We start from the raw sequence: 18,126 nt of genomic DNA, 5'->3' as shown, positions 1-18,126 counted from the left end.
GTTTTCCATCCCTTTCTCTGGAGGTCAGATCATGAAATCTCGCAGCACCAAGATCCTTGCAGCCGCATTTGCCGCCACCGCGCTGCTGGGCACCGCCACAGCCTGTTCATCCGATGAAGCGGACGCCGAGACCACATCGAGTTCGTTCGTCTCCAAGTCGGTCATCGAAGCGGGGCAGGCCAACCCGATGATCGCTCAGGGAGTCGCAATCGGCGGCGACACCGCGATCTACAAGACCAGTGGCATCGGCCCCTCGGCAGGCAACAAGGCGGCGCCGGAAGGATCCCCCGAGTCGTACATCGACGGCCAGTTCTCCGGCGGAGTTCTGCCCACCGGGGTGACCGTCACCGAGGCTCAGGGCATCAACGTCCTCAAGAAGATCCGCGACAATCTCGAAGCGCAGGGGTTGAGTCTCGAGGACGTCGTCACGATGCGCGTCTTCCTCGACAACGCACCGGGGTCGGACAAGGCCGACTACACCGGATGGAATCGCGCGTACCGCCAGTTCTTCGCCAATACCAATCTCGACACGGGCGACACGGAGTTGGTGCCGATGGGCACTGCCGAACCGATCGCCCCGATCGAGCGCAACAGCGCCCGGCCGACCCGCTTCGCCCTGGAAGTTGCGGGACTGCCGGTGGCCGGTTGGCTCGTCGAGGTAGAGGTCGACGCGGTGTACCCCGAGGGCAAGGAACCCGCCTGATGGGCGCGCTCAGCCCGACCCACTGGGCGATCGTCGCAGTAGTACTCGTGGTGCTGTTCGGTTCGAAGAAGCTGCCAGACGCCGCCCGCGGACTCGGTCGGTCGATGCGGATCCTCAAGACCGAAGTCGGTGAACTGCACTCGGATACGGACCTCGCGCTGGAGAAGCGAGACTGACCCCTGTGCGCGGTTGAGGAGTCCCCACACTCCTCAACCGCGCACAGGTGGGGGTGCTGTGCAAAAGTGAAAGCGTGTCCCACACTCTGCTTGCCGCGATCTTCGCCATCGGTGCGGCGCTCTGCATCGCCGTTGGCACCGTGGTGCGCCAGCGCACGGCCGCTGTTGTTCCGGACGATTCGATCGGGGCACTCGGACCCATCACCACGCTCGTCCACCGCCCGGTCTGGTGGCTCGGCACCGTGGTCGGAATCGCGGGATATGCGCTGCAAGCGTCGGCCCTCGGCCTCGGATCGTTGCTCCTCGTTCAGCCGCTCCTCGTGCTCTCACTGCTGTTCGCACTGCCGTTGGGCGCCCGGTTCAGTGGACGCCGTATCAGCGCTCGCGAGTGGTTGTGGGCCGCGGCACTCACCACATCTGTTGCAGTATTGGTGATTGTGGGAGATCCGCGGCCGGGTGAGCCCCGAGCCGAAACACACCACTGGATCGTGATCTCCGCGATCGGATTGCCGTTCATCGCGCTCTGCCTGTTCGGGGCACATCGTCGAACAGGCTCCGCCCGAGCGCTCCTACTCGGCCTCGCCGGCGGAACACTCTTCGGCGTAGCAGCGGTATTGACCAAGGGCGTCGTTCATCTGGTGAGCCTCGGACCGCACGCGGTCCTGACGTCTTTCGAGTTCTACGCACTGATCGTCGTTGCCGCCGTCGCGACGTCGTTGCAGCAGTCGGCTTTTCAGGCCGGGGACCTTCAGGCTTCGCTGCCTGCCACCACGATCATGGAACCGGTCGTGGCGTCGCTGCTCGGATTCGTGGTGCTCGGTGAATATCTTGATGCGGATCGAAAGGTCGCCGCCGTGCTCGTCCTCGCGCTCGCGGCCATGGCTGCGGCGACCGTTGCCCTGGCGAGAGGGGCCGCGAACGACGACGCGATCGCCGCCCCTCGCACGCCGGTCGGCTAGATCAGACCTTCGGAACGAGCCACCGACGGTGGTGACGGCGGACCCTTCACGAAGACGTCGATCAGCACGTCCTCGTTCTGGTACGACGCGAACTGTGCCAACCCCGGCGTCTGGCGCACAGCCGAATGAACGGCGTCACCGTTCTGCGGATACTCCGGTACGACGTGACGCCAGTGGGCGCACAGCAGAGTGCCGCCAGGCTCGAGATGCTCGACGACCTGCAGCATGGCGTCGACGAGTTTGTCGAAGGTCAGGTAATAGCCGACCTCGCTGATGACGACGAGGTCGAAGGTCTCGCCGGGCCAGTCGTCACCCAATGCCCAGAGGCGGAATTCGGCGTCGCGACCGGCAAGCCGCGCGCGAGCACTCTCGAGTGCGGCCGGGACGATGTCGGTGGCGAGAACGCTGTCGCAGCGCTCGGCCAACTTCTCGGTGAGAACTCCGATCGAGCACCCAGGTTCGAACGCGCGACGGTATCGGGGCTTCGGGAGCATCGCGATACTGAGCGCGTATTTTCGCTGCTCGTACCAACGCGATTCGAAGTCCCATGGATCGGATTGTGCGGCATACATCTTGGCGAAGTAGTCCGCGGGAAGTTCACGATCGGTCATACGAACACCGTTTCGTACGGTCGCAGTAAGCGTTCCATCACGTGTCGGGGGAGTATGGGCGCATCCGCAGGGTGATCGGAGAGTGGTGCGATCTGTGATGTGAACTCTTGGGCAGCAGCAGATTTTGCAGCCTGAACATCAGACGGCAGGGTCACTCTTCTGGCTCGTTCCCACGGGACTGCCGCATGATCCGGCGCGGCCCAATGCCACGCCCAGATGGGGTACTCGATCAACCGTGATCCCGTGTCCTCACAGGCCTTCGCAGCAGCGTCCCCGGTGGCTTCATGGTCCGGATGGCCGTCCCCGCGCCACGTCGAGGCGCACCAGGTTTCCGCCGAGGAATCACCGAGAATCGAGCTGAGGCGGTCGGTCAACTCCTGCCGGCTCTCGCCGATCCTCCCGTCCGGGATGCTCAGTCGAACCGGCGCGGGAATTCCGAGTACACGCGCTGCCTGATCCGACTCGGACCGTCGAAGTCGTTCCATCTCGGGCCGAGTCACAGTCGGTGAATCGGGATGTGAAGCTCCGCCGTCAGTGACGGACACCACTTGAACCTCGATTCCGGAAAGTGCTGCCAGAAGGGCGGTTCCACCCACCCCGAGTACTTCGTCGTCGGGATGGGGAGCGACGACGATCAATCGCGAGCACCCGGTTAGGTCCAGTTCCGGAAAACTGCGTCCCCACTGCCGCCACGTCGATTCGGGGGTGCCGCCGTCGTCGACAGGCTTCTGCGCGAACAGTTTCGAATTCACCACGGCCGTTTCCCCTTGGCCGCAATCCGGCCGAGTTCGGCGAGATCCTTCTCGGCGTGGCTCTGACGCAAGTAGACGGTGAGGTCGGCTACCCGCGCGGCATGTTCGGCGTCCATGCAGAGCGGTGCGGCTCCGAGAGCGCGTCCCACCCGATCGAGGGTCTCCGTCGCGGCACGCTCCACGATTGCACGAACGCGTAGGGCCCGTTGCATGGCTTCTGCATTCTTGTCAGCGGGATCCGCGTCGATCTCTGCTGCCGCGACTGCGAGCGCGTTGCGTGCTGCGGCCAACGCTGCGTCGACTGCGCCGAGATGTGCGAGGACGTACGGATCTTCGGTGCTCGCAGCCTTGTCGTACAACGGATCTGCGACTCCGCAGGCACCGCCGTACCAGCATGCAGCCACGCCTATCGCCCCGTGCCAGAACCCCGCCCGGCTGAGGTAGTCGCCTGCCGTCCCAACCGGTATGGCCGGAACCATGTCGAAGTCGACTGCGCTGGAGTCGCTTTCGGCCATGCCGACGGCCTTCCACGAATCGGGAACCGGATGCACTCCAGGTAGTCCGAGTTCAACCGCGAAGAGAGAGGGGACTCCCTCGACCAAGGCGGTGATCAGTGCATGCGTGCAGGTGTTGGCGCCAGAACACCACAACTTGCGACCGGTGAGTGTCCAGATCCCCACGTGCTCAGACGCATTCACCACCGGTGTGGGTGGCTCGGCTGCCCACACGCCCCACAGCTGTCCCGGTTCGGGATCGGGGCCGTCGAGTTCGGTGAGTATCGCGACGGCGTCGGTGTGAGCCTCAGCCATCCGGCCGAGAACCACGTTCTCCCGTGTGAGCTCTGCGAGGGAGGTCCACCGTGCGGCCGTTGCGCCGCCGCCGGGCAGTGGCAAATACAGTCCGCCTGCATCCAAGAGTGTGTGTAGTCGTTTCATCGTGCCAGCTCCGCTTCTTCGTTATCGGCGGTCGTACCACCCAGGTTACGGATATGTCCGGCAAAGCCGCCCGGAGTTCGGCCGTCGAGACGCGCAGACGTAGTGACCGCAATGTCTTCTGCCCACGCGATACACGCGCCCGCCGCGCTCAATCGTCGGACGAGATCGACGTCCTCGTCCTCCTCGAGATCGGAGAATCCTCCGACGCTCCAGTACATGTCAGCGCGAACACCGAGGTTGGCGCCGTGGATGTGACCGTGTCGACCATATGGATGTGCGTGGTACATACGTTCGTATCGTTCGCGGACGGACTGGGGCTGACCCTCCCAATCTGCGATGCGAACGGTTCCCGCAACCACGTCCGCGGTACGCGCATATTCCAATTGGCGCGCAATCCAGGTGGGTCCGACCACCGAATCGGCATCGGTGGTGGTGAACCACGCTGAAGGACCCAAATCTCGGCCGAACTCGGAGAAGCCCGTCGCTCGTGAGCGCCCGACGTTCTGGTGCTCGACGCGGAGCACATCCACGCCTTCGGGGATGACTCCCGCAGTTCCGTCCGAACAGTTGTCGAGGACGGCGACAACTCGGACGGGGACAACGCAAGCCGACGCCGCTGTTGCGAGTGCACGAAGGCAATTGGGAAGGTCTTCGGCTTCGTTGTGGGCGGGAACTACGACAAGAACCTGGTCGATTGGCACAGTGACGATCCTTTCCTCACCCTGGTACGGTCGGGTTTTCTTTCGTCCCGGTTCTCAACAGATAACCACATTTCAGACGAGTGCCGCCGCTCGACCGCCAGCAGTCGCGCAGGTCGAAACCTGTTTCGGTGAAACATCTCTGGATACGTTTGGGAGCTGAAACTTCGGGGTACAAAACGGGGTTTTGCGACTGTGCCTTCGGGTGCAAAACGGGGTTTTGCGACTGTGTCTTCGGGTGCAAAACGGGGTTTTGCGACCGAAGAATCTTCAGAACCTGCGGTGGCGCACCGAATCGATGAGCATCCGTGCAACGTCGTGGAGTTTGACGTTGGTGTGCTGTGATTGCTGCACGAGTCGACTGAATGCTTCCTCGGCGTCGATACCGTGGACGGCGATCAGGACGCCCTTGGCCTGCTCGATCTCGGCCCGAGACTCCATGGCGCAGTGCAATTGTTCGATGTGCTCGTGTGCCTGACGCCAGCGTCGTGAATCCGCGATCGCCGCGCCCGCACCGGCGGTGAACAATTTCATCAACTCTTCGTCGAAGGCCTTGAACTCAGTCGATGCGAATCCGTAGACGTTGAAAGCGCCGAGAAGTTCGGTGCTCTCCTCGCCCATGGTGATCGGCACTGACAGGTAGGACCGGACGCCTTGTTTGCGGGCCTCGACGGTGAATTCCGGCCATTCGGCTTCGTGATCACCTACCTTTGCCCGGACCGACGAGACTGAGCGTGCGGCGTCCACACACGGTCCGCGATCGGCGGAGTGTTGGGCGTGGTCGATCGCGGAGAGATAGTCCGCGGTAGATGCAGCAGTTCGCGGGCCATCGGCCGACAACACGGTCACGCTGACTGCGTCGGCGTCCGGCAGTGCCTTGACCGCCGTCTCGGCCAGACGTTGGAGCATGGAGTCGAGGTGCTCGTCCGTGTTCAGATTGGACCGGAGTCCGGCAATCGCTTCGGCGAGAGTGTCGAGTGAATCTGCTGCGGAAGCAAACGCCGCGGCCCCTTGTGGAGTGTCCGCATTGCCTGTCATGACTCAGGTCTACTCCGCAAACTGCGGCGATGTAACCGTTCCAGGCTGCCGATGCTCCAATATTGCATGAAATTCGGGGTTCCGGGGTAGCCGCACGCAGCGATGCGCGATGTCGCCTGAAAAAGAGGAGCCGATGATGATCCTGCGTTTACCCGGTGTGTATCCACCGCAACATGACACGTCGTTACTCGCGGATGCACTGCTGTTCGAGCACCTCACTGCTCGCAGTCGCGTGCTGGATTTGTGCACCGGGACCGGCGCCCTCGCCGTCGCGGCATCTACGGCAGGTGCAGGCCACGTTGTCGCGGTCGACATATCTCGCCGAGCGTGCGCCAATGCTCGTCTCAACGGAATCCTCAACGGCACCTTGATCGATTCCCGTCGTGGCGATCTCACCGAGGCCGTGCACGGCGAACTCTTCGATCTGGTGATCTCCAACCCGCCGTACGTCCCCGCACTTGCCGATGATCTTCCCACCACTGGAATCGAACGAGCTTGGGACGCAGGCAAGGACGGACGCGCCCTCATCGACAGGATCGCGGCCACCGTTCACGACGTACTCGTCCCCGGCGGCACACTTCTTCTCCTGCAGTCGGTACTGTGCGGGGTCGACAAGACCGAGGCGATACTCGAGGAACACGGTATGGCCGTGGAGATTTCGGCCCGGAAGTACATTCCGTTCGGGCCAGTGATGCGTGAGAGACGCACGATGCTCGAGGCGCGGGGGTTGATCACCACCGGTCAGGAAATCGAACAACTCGTGATCATTCGCGCAACGAAGTCTCACCCTTCTCCCAACTCGATGTGAGGTGTTCGCCGAGAAGATCGTCGAACGCGAGGCAAGCTGCGGCGCCGAACAAGATGTCGCCGGCGCGGTGTGGCTGCGAAGAAGCAAGGCCGCCGGCAAGTTCGCGAACGGCAATCTGTTCGTGGACGGAATCCGCTTCGACGTGCTCGTCGTAGAACAGGGTCGCGTCCGAACCGTATCCGAGTCGGCGCAGGCCGGCGCTGTAACGCTTGCTCGGCAGCGCCGACGTGGTCTCGACGGCGCACAGGTGCCCGACCAGGGTGCCGAGATGTCGGCGATGAAAACCGAAGAGCGAGAGAGCATTCAACGACGCCAAGGTCACGGCGGGAACGGCATCGATGTAGTGACCGTAGCGGTCCGAAAGGCCGACGGCCCGCATCGTGTCGGCAAACAGACGCGAATGCATACGCTCTGCGCGGCCGCCTCCGTACTCGTCGCTCTGCACTTCGACGAGGGCTGCCTTGACGGCGCCGGAGAGCCGAGAAATTCCAAGGGTGTGCACATCCGCTTCGCGGAGCTGATTGAGCGAACGGTGAATCAGCACCTCCGCGAACTGATCGACCGTGGCGTCCTTCGCCATGTAAGACGCAAGACCGGGTCCGGCACTGGGCGCCGTCATCGCCCACAGGTCGGCCACCACGTCGCCAGACGACGGCACAGTCCCCACGAGTTGCGCGATGGCGGACTCGAAGTGCGTTTCGAGACGAGACCGCACCGCGAGCAGGTCCGGATTCCACTCCCACTCGTCCGAGACGTTCTCTATTCCCTGCAGATGAAGCTCGTAGAGGAGCGTCAGCGTCAACTGGGCGTCGTCGTCTCGAAGAATGTCGTAGGTGTGGTCGGTGGAGCGTGCGTCTTCGTACGCGTCAAAGGCAGCCTTCAGCTCCCTCGGATCGGCGGAGGAGAGCAGAATGGAAACGAGAGTGGCGCTTAATGGGCCGCGAGCCTGCGGAACAGGCATGGAAGTAGGCACGCCAGTGGCCGAATCGAGAAGTGAAGAGGACATATGACCGCGTTTCCCGAATCGTCATCTGCCGAAACACCGGATGGTTCCGGGTGCAACACCACCATAACCGCCTGCTCGGACGGACCGCTGCTGGTGCGTGGTGACTTCGAGTTGCTCCGCGACGACGGCACTCCGATAGAGAACAAGCGCTCTACGGTCGCTTTGTGCCGATGTGGACGGACCGCCATTGCGCCGTTCTGCGACAGCTCCCACAAGAAGAAGCGGGCGCGAGCGAGTTAACCGGTACCGAACTCGGCACGCGCCGGACCTGAAAATCAAGGAGTCCCGGAAATCCAGGGGACCCAGAAACCAAGAAAAGGCTGGATGCCGGCACCGTGCGGTGCAGCGTCCAGCCTTTTCAGTCTGAATTCAGACTGGGATCGAACTCAGATGGCGCGAACGTTCTGAGCCTGGGGGCCCTTCTGGCCCTGTCCGATCTCGAACTCGACCTTCTGGCCCTCGTCGAGGGACTTGTAGCCGCTGCCCTGGATCTCCGAGTAGTGAACGAACACATCCGGTCCGCCACCTTCCTGCTCGATGAATCCGAAGCCCTTTTCACCGTTGAACCACTTGACACTGCCCTGAGCCATAACCAAATTCTCCTGGATCCATCGAGCCGAGCCCTCCCATCGAGAGTCCGGTCTCACACCTGATCCTGCCATGCTCTTCTTTTTCTGTCTCCAATTACATGCATGGCGAGTTGCAGTAATTGACGGGTTTGTCCCGTTCCGGGGCAGCTCCGGAAGCACGTGATTGTTCAACTATGTGCGTTTACCTGCTGTGATGTATTCGTCGCTTCGATACAGCGCGAAATGACAACACCTGTGTTAAATCTGGATTCGCGGCGCAGAATGTCACCCCGATACTCAGGACGGGACCAAATACCCAACTCGATCGGGGTCGAGATCAGTCCGATTCGTCGGGTTTGGTGTGCCCGTCGAACGTCACGTGGATGTTCTCGTGGGGAACCGCGCGTTGTGCTTTTGCTTGATCGGCGAAGGTACGTCGATCGCCTTCGATGAGTTCGGTGTTGTCGGTGAACGGAGCCAACAACGCCCGCGGATGGAGTTTGTCGACTCGCACGACGTTGATTTCCGCGCACATGACGATCGAGGCGGCAGCGAGGAACAAGAAGGCCAGCAAACCCAGAACGATGGCAAAGACGCCGTTGGTGGTGGAGGCGCCCCGCACCACGGATGTCACGTAGAGGGCACCGAAGGACTGAAGTGCTTGCCAGAGAACAGCAGCGGCGATCGCACCAGGTGCCACATCGGCTACCGAGAGCGGGCGGGCGCAGGTGAGCCGGAAAGCGACGATGAAGATGCCCGCATTCAAGACGACTACCGCGAGGGTCAGCAGGAAGCTGAACGAACCGCCCAGATGAAGCGCACCGCCGATGTTGGAGACAGCGGTGGTCCCCAAGATCGCGAGACCGATCGTGCCGAGGAGTAGTAGCCCTTGAAGACGCCCGCGGATGGGATCCGGTCGCATGTTTCGGGGCACCGACCACACCGTGTTCATCGCATTCTGGCAAGCCAGAGCGACACCGAGGCCACCGTAGAGACCACCGACGATTCCGATCACCAAACCCGTGACGCCGCCGCCGATCTGTTGCGCATTGCCCAGGTCGTCACCGATGACCGGGAACTGATGCAAGGCCGAGTCCAAGATCTGTTGCTGAAGTTCAGGGTTGTCCGACAACACGAAGCCGAGAATCGTGGAGAGCAAGAGAAGCAGCGGAAACAGCGAGACGAAGCCGTAGTAAGCGATCAGCGCGGCGAGATAAACACCTTGATCGTCGAGGAACTTGTAGAGGACCGCTATAGGGAACCCCAGTGCCGGATGCTTCTGTTGCAAGGCATCGAGGCGCTTGGCGATTGTCATTCTCGGTCTCTCTCAGCTCGTCGGACAGCCCGACGAACCTTAGTCGCTGCGAGCGCACAGCGCTCGGCGCTCGACGTGGGTGCCGGGCGTGCCGTCAGGAGGCTTCGAGCGACTTCTCTGCTTCGCGGAGCGCGCGCATGGCTCCCTCGACGGAGTTCGTAACCGGAAATTCTTCTTCGGCCCGCGCTGCCCGAAGCAAGCGTCGAAGTGGGTGCGACCCGATGACGGACCACTGGAAGTCGTGGGCTTGCGAACGGGAGTTCAGCTCGGCGAACAGTTCGAGGCATACCGCACCGACGAACAGTGAATTCGACAGGTCGAGGATGACGCGAGACCACTCCGCAGCGTATGAGTTGAGAAGCTCTTGCAGTGCGGGGGCGGAGAGTTTGTCGAGGTCGACATCGACCTGGATCAGGACTGTCGAGGGTGCTACCCGCCAGGCGGCGAAGCCTTGTGTTTCCACGATCAAACCCAATTGTGTTGAGGGATCGATGGAATCGATCGAAGTGTGGTCGAGTTCATTCAGATTCATGGCAGATCCGGTCTGTGTGCTTTCATCGAAAGGCTGACGACCGATCTGGCGGCGCGGAAAGTGAATGCGTCCAGGCGTGGAAAGCTGTAGAGCTCAATGGATATGCGCAGGGCAGACACGCGGAGAACGTACTCACCTGATCCAGAGCCTTGATGCGAACCGAGCGCCAGTGGCTTCAACCCCGGCTGTATTCTCAACCTCGGTACCGCTCAGTGTAGCTCGAGGGTGTAAATCGGTCCAGGTGTGGAGTCGAACATCAAGCAGTGCAATGTTTTTGGCTATACGCTTCGGTAGGGTGGGGGATCAGCGTCACCGGACGAAGGGATTCAGATGAACGACCGCGATGCACTTACGGCCATCTCGACCAAGCTCGACACGCTGATCGGAGCGGAGACCAACGGTCTGCGGGACGAGGTTCCGCCCGGTTCCAGTGTTCAGCGCACCGAGCAGGACGGGGAGCACGGAAGGTGGGGTCACGATTACCGCCTCGCCAACAAGTATCTCGAGGCCCTTGACATCGGTCAGCCCGGGCTCATCGACCGAGACGAGATGGAACGTCTTGCGCAGGAGTACATCTGATCGCCGAGACGTACCGTCAGAAGATTTCGCCCATCTCGGTGCGTAGCTGTTTCAGTGTCTGCGTGAGGATTCTGGACACATGCATCTGGGAAAGACCGACCTTCTCGGCAATCTGAGACTGGGTGAGATGACCGAAGAATCTCAGAACGACGATCGTGCGCTCGCGCTCCGGTAATGCCAGGAGCGCGGGCCGCAATGTTTCGTGATTGTCGATCTGACTGATCGCTTCGTCGTACTGACCCAATGTGTCGATCAGAGTCAGTCCGCTCCCGTCGCCGGCGGATGCGGTGTCGAGCGGTGTGGTCCGATACGAGTTGCCCGCCGTCAGCCCCTGTTCGACCTCGTCCGGCTCGATGTCGAGTTCTTTCGCGAGTTCCGCGACGGTCGGAGCACGCCCGAGCGTCTGGGACAGCGACGTCAGCGCCCGGTTCAGGGCAAGGTGTCGTTCTTGAAGGCTTCGCGGGACGCGCACGGACCAGCCGTGATCGCGAAAATGCTTGCGTACCTCACCCATTACCGTCGGGACGGCGAACGACAGGAAATCCGATCCCTTTTCCACGTCGAATCGCTGCACGGCTTGTACCAACCCGACACGCGCAACTTGTTCCAAGTCCTCGAAAGGCTGGCCGCGCCCCTGGTAGCGGCGTGCGACGTGGGTGGCGAGCGGCAGGCACAATTCGATGATCGAGTTGGTGATCTTTTCTCGGGTCGGATCTTCAGGCGGAAGCGAAGCCATCGAAACGAACAATTCGACAGCTAGTTCGTACTGGTCCTTCTTGTCCGGTGGGACAGTGGTCACGCACGCTCCTGGAGCAAGCCCTTTTCAAGCGTCATCGTCAGCGTGATGTGACCGTCCGCGTCGATTTCCGACTGTTCCAAGCGGACGGAGTCGACCAGTGCCTCGAGAACGAACCATCCGAAGCTGTGCGACTTGTCGGGAATCTCGGAGTGCGCAATCACTGAAACGACGGTCCGAAGTGTGCGACCGAACGTCTCGAAACGGCAGGTCAAGTCGCTGGACGGTATCGCATGGCCGATGAGGATACTCGCGACTTCGTCCATCGCCAGGGCAAGATCGGCTGTCCCGTCGACATCCAATCCGGTGTTGTTGGCGACCGTGCGGGTGATTCCACGCAGAGTCGGAAGTTGAGAGTACGACGCTCGGACGCGGAGCGAGGCAATGGAGTCGTGAGTAAGTTCGGCTTCGGTCGAACTCGACAGAGGGATCAAGGGACTTCCTGTAGGTAGATGTGGCGGTATTCCGGCAGAACGAGGCAAGGACCGGTAGCGGCCATGCGTGCCGACCATCTCGACCCCAGAGGTGTTCATGCCCTTCGATTACCCTTCGCCCGGCGAACTAACCCTCTTTACTTGAACTAGAGGATGAATTGTGAGACACATCACCTGTGGTGCGCTCGTACCGAATCTCATCTTTCATTTGTGCCGCCTTCGGGTACTGCGACCTCATGGGCACCCATTCGGACAGGCAGATCCCCGTACACATACGACCGGAAGGCGTCACGGATGATGCGGTGAAGGCGGCGGGGGTACTGTCGAATGCCCTCGAAACCGTGGAGCGTGCGCGCGGCGCTCTGTACGACTTCCATCAGCTGATCGGGCACGCGGATTTGATGCTCGACGAGGTTGTCGAGCATCTGCGCACCAGCGGCAACGACGAACTGGCGGATCAAGTCGAGGACGAGTTGATGGGCCGGAACGTGGTCGAGGGGCGTTGGACTTTCCAACTGGTCGAGGAGTTCGACGAGAACTACTGGTCCTTCTTCCGCGAATGCGAGAAGGTGGTGCGCGACCGACTGGCGGGCGGAGTGCCGCATCTCTTCGAATCCGAGATGAAGGAGCGTCGACGCACGCATGGGCGTCGACACCACGAGGCGCGGCCCTGAGTTTCCACACTACGAGGTCTGTCCCCGAAGTTATTGCGCCGGCGGGCTCGATACAGCACTGACCAGTGGTCCAGTTCGCGCCTTACGCAACGATTCTCGTTCGGTGGCCGTCATCCCGCCCCAGATGCCGTGTGGTTCCCCGGTCTGGATGGCGTGCACCAGGCATCGCTGCACGACGGGGCACCTGGCACACACCAGCTTCGCCGAACTCTCGCGCTTCGCCCGCCTCGATCCGCGCTCGTTCGTGTCGTCGTAGAACAGAGCGGGGTCGGTGTCGCGGCAGGTGCCGGACAGTTGCCAATCCCACTCGTCGGCAAGGGGCCGCGGAGATGTGTAGGAGCGCATGAACATGGACGTTCCCTTCGCTGCGTGACGAACTCGACTCGGATCGCGGATCCAGGTCGGGTGTTAAGGCAAAGCTCGGTCCCGCCGGCCTGAACCGGCGGGACCTTCGAGGCTCCTCCCTCGAGAGGGAGGATTTCGGGGGTACCTCTGGTCGGTCATTACCCAGCCGTACAACTTTTGAATCCCGGTCGTCAGGAATTCTTTTGATCCACGGCTCGTCTCTCTGCTGCGGCGACAAGACCGCCGGCTCGTCTCTCTGCTGCGGCGACAAGACCGCCGGCTCGTCTCTCTGCTGCGGCGACAAGACCGCCGGCGATGTCGCGCACCTTGACGTTCCACTCTTGCGACATCTCGACCAGAAGGTCGAAAGCTTGGTCGGCTGAGCACTCACGCTCGGCCATCAGCAATCCCTTGGCCTGCTCGATCACGGGCCGAGAATCCAAAGCTCTTCTCAGTTCGTCATTTTCCGCACGAAGGCGGGCCAGTACGTCTGACGCCGAACCGGACTGCTGAGCCTGCGGTCGTGAAACCTCGTACACACGATGAAGCACCCCGATCACCCGGCCGTCGTCATCGGTGACGGCGGAATTCACCGTATTCCAATAGCGCGTGACAAACAGCCCGGAACCGCGCTCGTCGCGCACGTCGTAACGCTGAGTCGGCAGCGCATCACGAGATTTGGTTTGCATCACCCGCTCGAACGACATTGTCAACGAGGAGATTCCGTCCGCAAAAGAGTCGGCAGGATTGTCGGGAAAGGCCTCGAACACTTCCACTCCGTGCAGCTGATCCAAACTGCGATCGGACATGGCAAGGTATTCCTCGTTTGCTCCCCGGACGCGAAAATCGCTGTCCACGAGGAGGAGAGAAGAAGTGCTTGCCGCAAACCGATCGCTACGGGCGATCGAGCGGAGAGTGCTCGAACTCATGATTGTGTCGTTTCTGTCCTGTCTTCGACGGCCGTGGCGCGTAGTGATTCAGAAGTAGTTGATGGCCAGGACCCCGAGAGCAGTGCCTGCCACGATCGATCCGAACAACAAGCGCTGTTGCAGTACGAACATTTGATACTCGCGACGCGTTTGCGCTGACGTGCCGCGCGAGTCCGCAGACATGCTCCTACCCTTTCCGGTTGTGGGGAGCGCGATTTCGGCCGACCCCCGATCGGCCGAAATCGAGGACGGTGAATCAGTTCTGACGTGCCTCGTTTGCGGCATCCTGCTCGGTGGACGCGCCTTCGTGAACGAGGCTGCCACCGGAGTTCTCGAGGTGCGCGCGAACGAACCACTGGAACTTTTCCAACTGTGCCGTCTGGCCGATCAACATGTCTTCGGTGATCGGGTCGATCTTTCCGACGCTCTCGATTGCAGCGCGACTGTCTGTGATGACCCCGGTGTAGACGAGGTCGAGCGCCGCGAGGTGAGCGCGAGCGTCGTCGCGGCCGACGGAGTAGTCGTCCCACGTCCGGTCGCGTTCGATAGCTCCTGCGGTGCCCTTGGGCGAATTGCCAAGTGCCGCGATACGTTCCGCCACATCATCGGCGTAACCGCGAACCAGTTCCACCTGCGGGTCGATCATCTCGTGCACGCCGATGAAGTTGGGTCCGACGACGTTCCAGTGGACGTGCTTGAGCGTCAGGTGGAGATCGTTGTAGGCGCTGAGCCGTTCCTGCAGGGTATCGGCGACGGTCGAGCCGTCTGCGCTGCTCAGTCCCGGTACGGTGAACTCGGACATATGTTTTCCTCTCGTCATGATGGGGATCGCCCTCCAACGGGGCGGTCGCGCGCCATCGTCAATCGGATCGCGGATCGGTCAGGTTCAGTGCGCGAGTGCGGCTGGTTCCTCTGTCACCGGGTCGCCGAACATCATCGCGATTCGGCGCTTGACCTCGACGGTCGTCAAAGTCGCGCTTGCGGCAGTGATCGCGATGCCGGTGTTGCTCTCGCCCTGTGTGGGCGGGATGTCGATCGTCGTCATCTTGCTCCCGGTGAAGAGTGTGCCGTGAGGGAGTCAGCTGAACCACCAACTCCGACGTCTGGGTGTTCTACAGCTTCGAGTGCCGGTTATGGCGCTTTCAGGTGCTACAAAATCTATATCAGCCGATGTAGATAATTGGCAAGGTAGCGTCGTTCGAACTGTAGAAGCAAGCTGTGTGCCGCTTCCCATCGAAAACGCTCCTCACCTGCGCGTACACACTCTATTTGCTTCTCATTTTTTGCCGCAAGTGGTCCTGGACACCTTTGAATCTATGTCGCCCGCGTCAGATTCACTGCGTGATGGTGCTAAGGTCGGATGACGCCGACGAAGGCAGCCGACACCGAACTAGGAGGTTCCAGTGACGTCGGAATCTCAGACCCGGGCGCTGCGTGGCGTGTACGGGATCTCAGTGATGTCAGAACTGTCCGGAGTAGGACCTCAAACGCTGCGCCTCTACGAGCGAAGGGGCCTGCTCACACCGACGCGAACGGATGGCGGTACGCGCCGGTACAGCGAGGCTGATCTGGATACGCTCGGACGAATCACCGCGCTGATCGACGACGGAGTCAATCTTGTCGGAATCCGTTTGATCTTGTCTCTCGAAGCCGAGAATGCCGTTCTGGCGGCTCGGATCAGTCAGTTGACTGCGGAAGCCGGCTAGCTTCCGTGGGGTGCGACGGTGCGTCGGTGCGGGCAGGGTCGCCGAAATCCGCATCTGCGACGATCTTGTTGCCGGCACGTTCGATCTGCTCCAGCGCTGTATCGAGGGCATCGACCAGCCATTGATGCGACGCCTCTGCGAGCAGTTGATCGGGAGTGTCGGTCAGTTCGGACTGAAAGAATCTCACCAGCCACAAGTCGCCCAGATCAGGCTGATCTGAAAGCCCGGCAACGGTATTGGTGGCGAGCAGGTATCGGTTGTACTCAAGATCAACACGAATCGCATACTCGCCGAACAGATTCACCACATTGGCCGGCCGATGAGTGGCGGCGGCGAGCGCAATGAGAGCGTCGTTGTAGGTCTCGGAGTACTTCATCGTGAGGGGCATGGTCGGCCTGTCTTTCTGGGCCGATGCAGCATTGCACGGCTATGGCGAGGAGATCAGTTCGCAGCCGCTGCTTGACGATGAACTGAAACCAATCCTAGCTCGAGTATCTGCTCACCCTTGACTCAAGCCCGCGATGGTCAGTTGTTGCGCGCGAAGTCGGACTCACGCTCCGTGACGAACTGATCTTCCGGGCGCGGTTCAGTCGGGGCAAGGGCGGTCAGGAACGATTCGGCCCACTGATGCACGTCGTGCGACATGACCTGGCGATGCAGGGCAGCCATGCGGTGACGGCCCTCTTTCGGATCCTGATGAACAGCGGTCAGGATCGTATTCTTCACGCCGTCCAGATCATGCGGGTTGACCAGATATGACTGTCGTAGTTCCATTGCAGCGCCGGTGAACTCGCTGAGAACCAGAGCGCCGCCGAGGTCACCGCGGCACGCTACGTACTCTTTGGCCACGAGATTCATCCCGTCGCGCATCGGCGTCACGAGCATGACGTCGGCAGCGACGAACAGCGCGATCAGTTCTTCTCGGTCGACCGGCTGGTACAGGTAGTGAACGACGGGGCGGCCGATCTGACTGTGGTCGCCGTTGATTCGACCCACCTGTTCCTCGATGACGCTGCGTAGATCGATATAGTGCTGCACGCGTTCACGACTGGGCGTAGCGAGCTGCACCATTGTGTACTTCTCCGGGTCCAAGCGGCCCTCGTCGAGAAGTTCCTTCAGTGCCTGCAGCCGCAGGTCGATGCCTTTGGTGTAGTCGAGGCGATCGACTCCCAGAAGGATCTTCTCGGGATTGCCGAGCTCTTCCTTCAATTCGCGTGCTCGGCGCAACACCGATTCGCTCTTCGACTGGCGCTCGAGCTCGGCGGAATCGACGGAGATGGGAAATGCTCCCACCTTGACGACGCGAGAATCGAAATCGACATGCCCCAGCGCACTTCGCACACCGACGCCCGCTGTTGTCGTCTTCAAGCCGAGTAGTTTGCGGGCCAAGAACAGGAAATTGTTTGCGCCACCGGGTAAGTGGAAGCCGATCAGGTCGGCACCCAGCATCCCCTTGACGATCTCCTTGCGCCACGGAAGCTGCATGAAGAGCTCGACCGGAGGAAAAGGAATGTGAAGGAAGAACCCGATAGTCAGGTCCGGCCGCAGCTCACGCAGCATCGCCGGCACGAGTTGCAATTGGTAGTCCTGCACCCAGACAGTAGCTCCGTCGGCGGCGCAACGCGCGGTTTCCTCGGCGAACCGCTGGTTGACCGCGACGTATGTGTGCCACCACGACCGCTCGAACGTCGGAGCCACCAGAACATCGTGGTAGAGCGGCCACAACGTGTCGTTGGAGAACCCCTCGTAGTACTCGGCGAGGTCCTGAGAGGTCAGTTCGACGGGAAATAGGCGGAGGCCGTCCACAACTATTGGATCGACCTTCTCGTTTGCGACGCCCGGCCAGCCGACCCAAGCGCCGTCTCGCTGCCGCAGGATGGGTTCGAGCGCGGTGACGAGCCCGCCCGGACTTCGCTTCCAGTTCTTGCCACCGTCGTCGTCGGCTGCAGTGTCGTCGATTTCCAGATCGACGGGCAGTCGGTTGGCGACAACGACGAATTCGGAAAGCCTTTCGAGATCGTTACTCACGCCGACATCGGCTCCGCCAGGGTCTCGTCCATGATGGCGGCAGCGGACAGGTACGTGACCGCCTCGGCCACAGAGTCGGTGAACACGATGTCGGCATCCAGCTTCAACAGGGACAGCGGGCGCCTGACAGGGTGCGCTGCGATCAGTGTCCACGGGACGCCGAGCCTTCGAGCCTTGGCCGACAGAGTTTCGATGATGGAAAGACCTCCGACGGAGATGAACTGGACGTCCGAGCAGTCGACTACGAACGGGTGACGCTCGCTGATCAGATCATCGACGCACGCAGCAAAATCAGCTCGGGATTGGATGTCGATCTCGCCGCTGACCACCAGTGACTGAATGTTTTCCGCAGACGTGACGGTGAAAATCGGGGGACTTTCGGCACGCTCATCTGTAGTTCTCGAAAACTCGTTCATCGAAACTCCTGACGGATTGCTCGAAACGGTTCGTTCGAATCGGTCTGGTTCGAAACGGCCTAGTTCGAAACGGTTTCTTGCGAAACCGGGGAAACGGCACGGGAAGCAACACGCGAA

The 18,126-nt window shown here is 61.3% G+C and carries 27 protein-coding genes; 8 read left to right on the top strand and 19 right to left on the bottom strand.

Annotated features, from left to right (window positions below; translation table 11 throughout):
- Window positions 1-31: 31 nt before the first annotated feature.
- The 3 genes from ACWF6P_RS18425 to ACWF6P_RS18415 all read left to right on the top strand — a co-directional run bounded on the left by ACWF6P_RS18425 (window position 32) and on the right by ACWF6P_RS18415 (window position 1,838).
- Entirely contained in the window at window positions 32-703 is a 672-nt protein-coding gene (locus ACWF6P_RS18425; RefSeq protein ID WP_378635355.1) for a Rid family hydrolase, read from the top strand.
- Complete coding sequence (gene tatA, locus ACWF6P_RS18420; protein ID WP_019747480.1) at window positions 703-879, top strand: Sec-independent protein translocase subunit TatA; 177 nt, start codon at window positions 703-705, stop codon at window positions 877-879. The genes ACWF6P_RS18425 and tatA overlap by 1 nt, the downstream gene beginning before the upstream one ends.
- A 74-nt stretch (window positions 880-953) precedes the next feature.
- Window positions 954-1,838 (top strand): DMT family transporter, encoded by an 885-nt coding sequence (locus ACWF6P_RS18415; RefSeq protein ID WP_452621954.1) that lies wholly within the window; start codon window positions 954-956, stop codon window positions 1,836-1,838.
- On the opposite strand, the gene ACWF6P_RS18410 is transcribed toward ACWF6P_RS18415, so the two are convergent.
- The 5 genes from ACWF6P_RS18410 to ACWF6P_RS18390 form a co-directional block, all read right to left on the bottom strand.
- Window positions 1,835-2,449 (bottom strand): class I SAM-dependent DNA methyltransferase, encoded by a 615-nt coding sequence (locus ACWF6P_RS18410; protein WP_452621953.1) that lies wholly within the window; start codon window positions 2,447-2,449, stop codon window positions 1,835-1,837. The genes ACWF6P_RS18415 and ACWF6P_RS18410 overlap by 4 nt on opposite strands.
- Window positions 2,446-3,204: a PIG-L deacetylase family protein gene (locus ACWF6P_RS18405; RefSeq protein ID WP_452621952.1), complete on the bottom strand. Its 759-nt coding sequence runs from the start codon at window positions 3,202-3,204 to the stop codon at window positions 2,446-2,448. Before ACWF6P_RS18405 ends, ACWF6P_RS18410 begins: the two co-directional genes overlap by 4 nt.
- On the bottom strand, window positions 3,198-4,136 hold the full coding sequence (locus tag ACWF6P_RS18400; RefSeq protein ID WP_452621951.1) for an acyl-CoA dehydrogenase: 939 nt from the start codon (window positions 4,134-4,136) through the stop codon (window positions 3,198-3,200). The genes ACWF6P_RS18405 and ACWF6P_RS18400 overlap by 7 nt, the downstream gene beginning before the upstream one ends.
- Complete coding sequence (locus ACWF6P_RS18395) at window positions 4,133-4,837, bottom strand: glycosyltransferase (RefSeq protein WP_378535874.1); 705 nt, start codon at window positions 4,835-4,837, stop codon at window positions 4,133-4,135. Before ACWF6P_RS18395 ends, ACWF6P_RS18400 begins: the two co-directional genes overlap by 4 nt.
- Before the next feature lie 267 nt (window positions 4,838-5,104).
- The gene (locus tag ACWF6P_RS18390; RefSeq protein WP_452621950.1) at window positions 5,105-5,872 is read right to left on the bottom strand and encodes an ANTAR domain-containing protein; all 768 of its coding nucleotides are present in this window, start codon (window positions 5,870-5,872) and stop codon (window positions 5,105-5,107) included.
- A gap of 136 nt (window positions 5,873-6,008) precedes the next feature.
- Between ACWF6P_RS18390 and ACWF6P_RS18385 the strand changes: the two genes are divergently transcribed.
- Window positions 6,009-6,680 carry a HemK2/MTQ2 family protein methyltransferase gene (locus tag ACWF6P_RS18385; RefSeq protein WP_452621949.1) on the top strand — a complete coding sequence of 224 codons (672 nt, stop codon included), beginning with the start codon at window positions 6,009-6,011 and terminating at the stop codon, window positions 6,678-6,680.
- Here ACWF6P_RS18385 and ACWF6P_RS18380 read toward each other — a convergent pair.
- Entirely contained in the window at window positions 6,637-7,686 is a 1,050-nt protein-coding gene (locus ACWF6P_RS18380; protein WP_452621948.1) for an iron-containing redox enzyme family protein, read from the bottom strand. The two genes, ACWF6P_RS18385 and ACWF6P_RS18380, sit on opposite strands and share 44 nt — an antisense overlap.
- Between ACWF6P_RS18380 and ACWF6P_RS18375 the strand changes: the two genes are divergently transcribed.
- Window positions 7,687-7,926 carry a CDGSH iron-sulfur domain-containing protein gene (locus ACWF6P_RS18375; protein ID WP_378535882.1) on the top strand — a complete coding sequence of 80 codons (240 nt, stop codon included), beginning with the start codon at window positions 7,687-7,689 and terminating at the stop codon, window positions 7,924-7,926.
- A 146-nt stretch (window positions 7,927-8,072) separates the two neighbouring features.
- Here ACWF6P_RS18375 and ACWF6P_RS18370 read toward each other — a convergent pair whose 3' ends face one another.
- The 3 genes from ACWF6P_RS18370 to ACWF6P_RS18360 all read right to left on the bottom strand — a co-directional run bounded on the left by ACWF6P_RS18370 (window position 8,073) and on the right by ACWF6P_RS18360 (window position 10,102).
- Window positions 8,073-8,276 (bottom strand): cold-shock protein, encoded by a 204-nt coding sequence (locus ACWF6P_RS18370; RefSeq protein ID WP_003943666.1) that lies wholly within the window; start codon window positions 8,274-8,276, stop codon window positions 8,073-8,075.
- Between the two features lie 316 nt (window positions 8,277-8,592).
- Window positions 8,593-9,570 carry a YihY/virulence factor BrkB family protein gene (locus ACWF6P_RS18365; protein ID WP_378535884.1) on the bottom strand — a complete coding sequence of 326 codons (978 nt, stop codon included), beginning with the start codon at window positions 9,568-9,570 and terminating at the stop codon, window positions 8,593-8,595.
- A 94-nt stretch (window positions 9,571-9,664) separates the two neighbouring features.
- Entirely contained in the window at window positions 9,665-10,102 is a 438-nt protein-coding gene (locus ACWF6P_RS18360) for an STAS domain-containing protein (RefSeq protein ID WP_452621947.1), read from the bottom strand.
- Window positions 10,103-10,432: 330 nt separating this feature from the next.
- Here ACWF6P_RS18360 and ACWF6P_RS18355 point away from each other — a divergent pair, with 330 nt between their 5' ends.
- Entirely contained in the window at window positions 10,433-10,681 is a 249-nt protein-coding gene (locus ACWF6P_RS18355; protein ID WP_030535920.1) for a hypothetical protein, read from the top strand.
- A 16-nt stretch (window positions 10,682-10,697) separates the two neighbouring features.
- Here the strand turns inward: ACWF6P_RS18355 and ACWF6P_RS18350 are convergent, their stop codons facing one another.
- Together ACWF6P_RS18350 and ACWF6P_RS18345 are read right to left on the bottom strand one after the other, a co-directional pair.
- Window positions 10,698-11,480 (bottom strand): SigB/SigF/SigG family RNA polymerase sigma factor, encoded by a 783-nt coding sequence (locus ACWF6P_RS18350; protein WP_378535889.1) that lies wholly within the window; start codon window positions 11,478-11,480, stop codon window positions 10,698-10,700.
- Window positions 11,477-11,911: an ATP-binding protein gene (locus tag ACWF6P_RS18345; protein WP_452621946.1), complete on the bottom strand. Its 435-nt coding sequence runs from the start codon at window positions 11,909-11,911 to the stop codon at window positions 11,477-11,479. Before ACWF6P_RS18345 ends, ACWF6P_RS18350 begins: the two co-directional genes overlap by 4 nt.
- Window positions 11,912-12,147: 236 nt before the next feature.
- On the opposite strand from ACWF6P_RS18345, the gene ACWF6P_RS18340 reads away from it, so the two are divergent.
- Window positions 12,148-12,585, top strand: coding sequence for a hypothetical protein (locus ACWF6P_RS18340; protein ID WP_378535893.1), 438 nt, complete (start codon window positions 12,148-12,150; stop codon window positions 12,583-12,585).
- A 30-nt stretch (window positions 12,586-12,615) separates the two neighbouring features.
- On the opposite strand, the gene ACWF6P_RS18335 is transcribed toward ACWF6P_RS18340, so the two are convergent.
- The 5 genes from ACWF6P_RS18335 to ACWF6P_RS18315 all read right to left on the bottom strand — a co-directional run bounded on the left by ACWF6P_RS18335 (window position 12,616) and on the right by ACWF6P_RS18315 (window position 14,904).
- Window positions 12,616-12,936: a WhiB family transcriptional regulator gene (locus tag ACWF6P_RS18335; protein WP_378535895.1), complete on the bottom strand. Its 321-nt coding sequence runs from the start codon at window positions 12,934-12,936 to the stop codon at window positions 12,616-12,618.
- Window positions 12,937-13,121: 185 nt separating this feature from the next.
- Entirely contained in the window at window positions 13,122-13,859 is a 738-nt protein-coding gene (locus ACWF6P_RS18330; RefSeq protein ID WP_452621945.1) for an ANTAR domain-containing protein, read from the bottom strand.
- 48 nt (window positions 13,860-13,907) lie between these two features.
- Window positions 13,908-14,042 carry a hypothetical protein gene (locus ACWF6P_RS18325; protein WP_020968725.1) on the bottom strand — a complete coding sequence of 45 codons (135 nt, stop codon included), beginning with the start codon at window positions 14,040-14,042 and terminating at the stop codon, window positions 13,908-13,910.
- 73 nt (window positions 14,043-14,115) lie between these two features.
- Entirely contained in the window at window positions 14,116-14,661 is a 546-nt protein-coding gene (locus ACWF6P_RS18320; protein WP_230816410.1) for a Dps family protein, read from the bottom strand.
- An 84-nt stretch (window positions 14,662-14,745) separates the two neighbouring features.
- Window positions 14,746-14,904 carry a hypothetical protein gene (locus tag ACWF6P_RS18315; protein ID WP_378548304.1) on the bottom strand — a complete coding sequence of 53 codons (159 nt, stop codon included), beginning with the start codon at window positions 14,902-14,904 and terminating at the stop codon, window positions 14,746-14,748.
- A 358-nt stretch (window positions 14,905-15,262) separates the two neighbouring features.
- Here ACWF6P_RS18315 and ACWF6P_RS18310 point away from each other — a divergent pair, with 358 nt between their 5' ends.
- A complete protein-coding gene (locus tag ACWF6P_RS18310; RefSeq protein WP_378448631.1) occupies window positions 15,263-15,565 on the top strand; it encodes a MerR family transcriptional regulator in 303 nt (100 codons plus the stop codon).
- Here the strand turns inward: ACWF6P_RS18310 and ACWF6P_RS18305 are convergent.
- The 3 genes from ACWF6P_RS18305 to ACWF6P_RS18295 form a co-directional block, all read right to left on the bottom strand.
- Complete coding sequence (locus tag ACWF6P_RS18305; RefSeq protein WP_452621944.1) at window positions 15,537-15,953, bottom strand: hypothetical protein; 417 nt, start codon at window positions 15,951-15,953, stop codon at window positions 15,537-15,539. The genes ACWF6P_RS18310 and ACWF6P_RS18305 overlap by 29 nt on opposite strands.
- A 137-nt stretch (window positions 15,954-16,090) precedes the next feature.
- On the bottom strand, window positions 16,091-17,593 hold the full coding sequence (locus ACWF6P_RS18300; RefSeq protein ID WP_378535905.1) for an alpha,alpha-trehalose-phosphate synthase (UDP-forming): 1,503 nt from the start codon (window positions 17,591-17,593) through the stop codon (window positions 16,091-16,093).
- A complete protein-coding gene (locus ACWF6P_RS18295; protein ID WP_452621943.1) occupies window positions 17,590-18,009 on the bottom strand; it encodes an STAS domain-containing protein in 420 nt (139 codons plus the stop codon). The genes ACWF6P_RS18300 and ACWF6P_RS18295 overlap by 4 nt, the downstream gene beginning before the upstream one ends.
- Window positions 18,010-18,126: the final 117 nt, after the last annotated feature.

The sequence above is a fragment of the Rhodococcus sp. NPDC055024 genome, assembly GCF_053608585.1.
The sequence above is the reverse complement of the archived record's forward strand: the minus strand, read 5'-3'. Positions and strand labels throughout refer to the sequence as shown.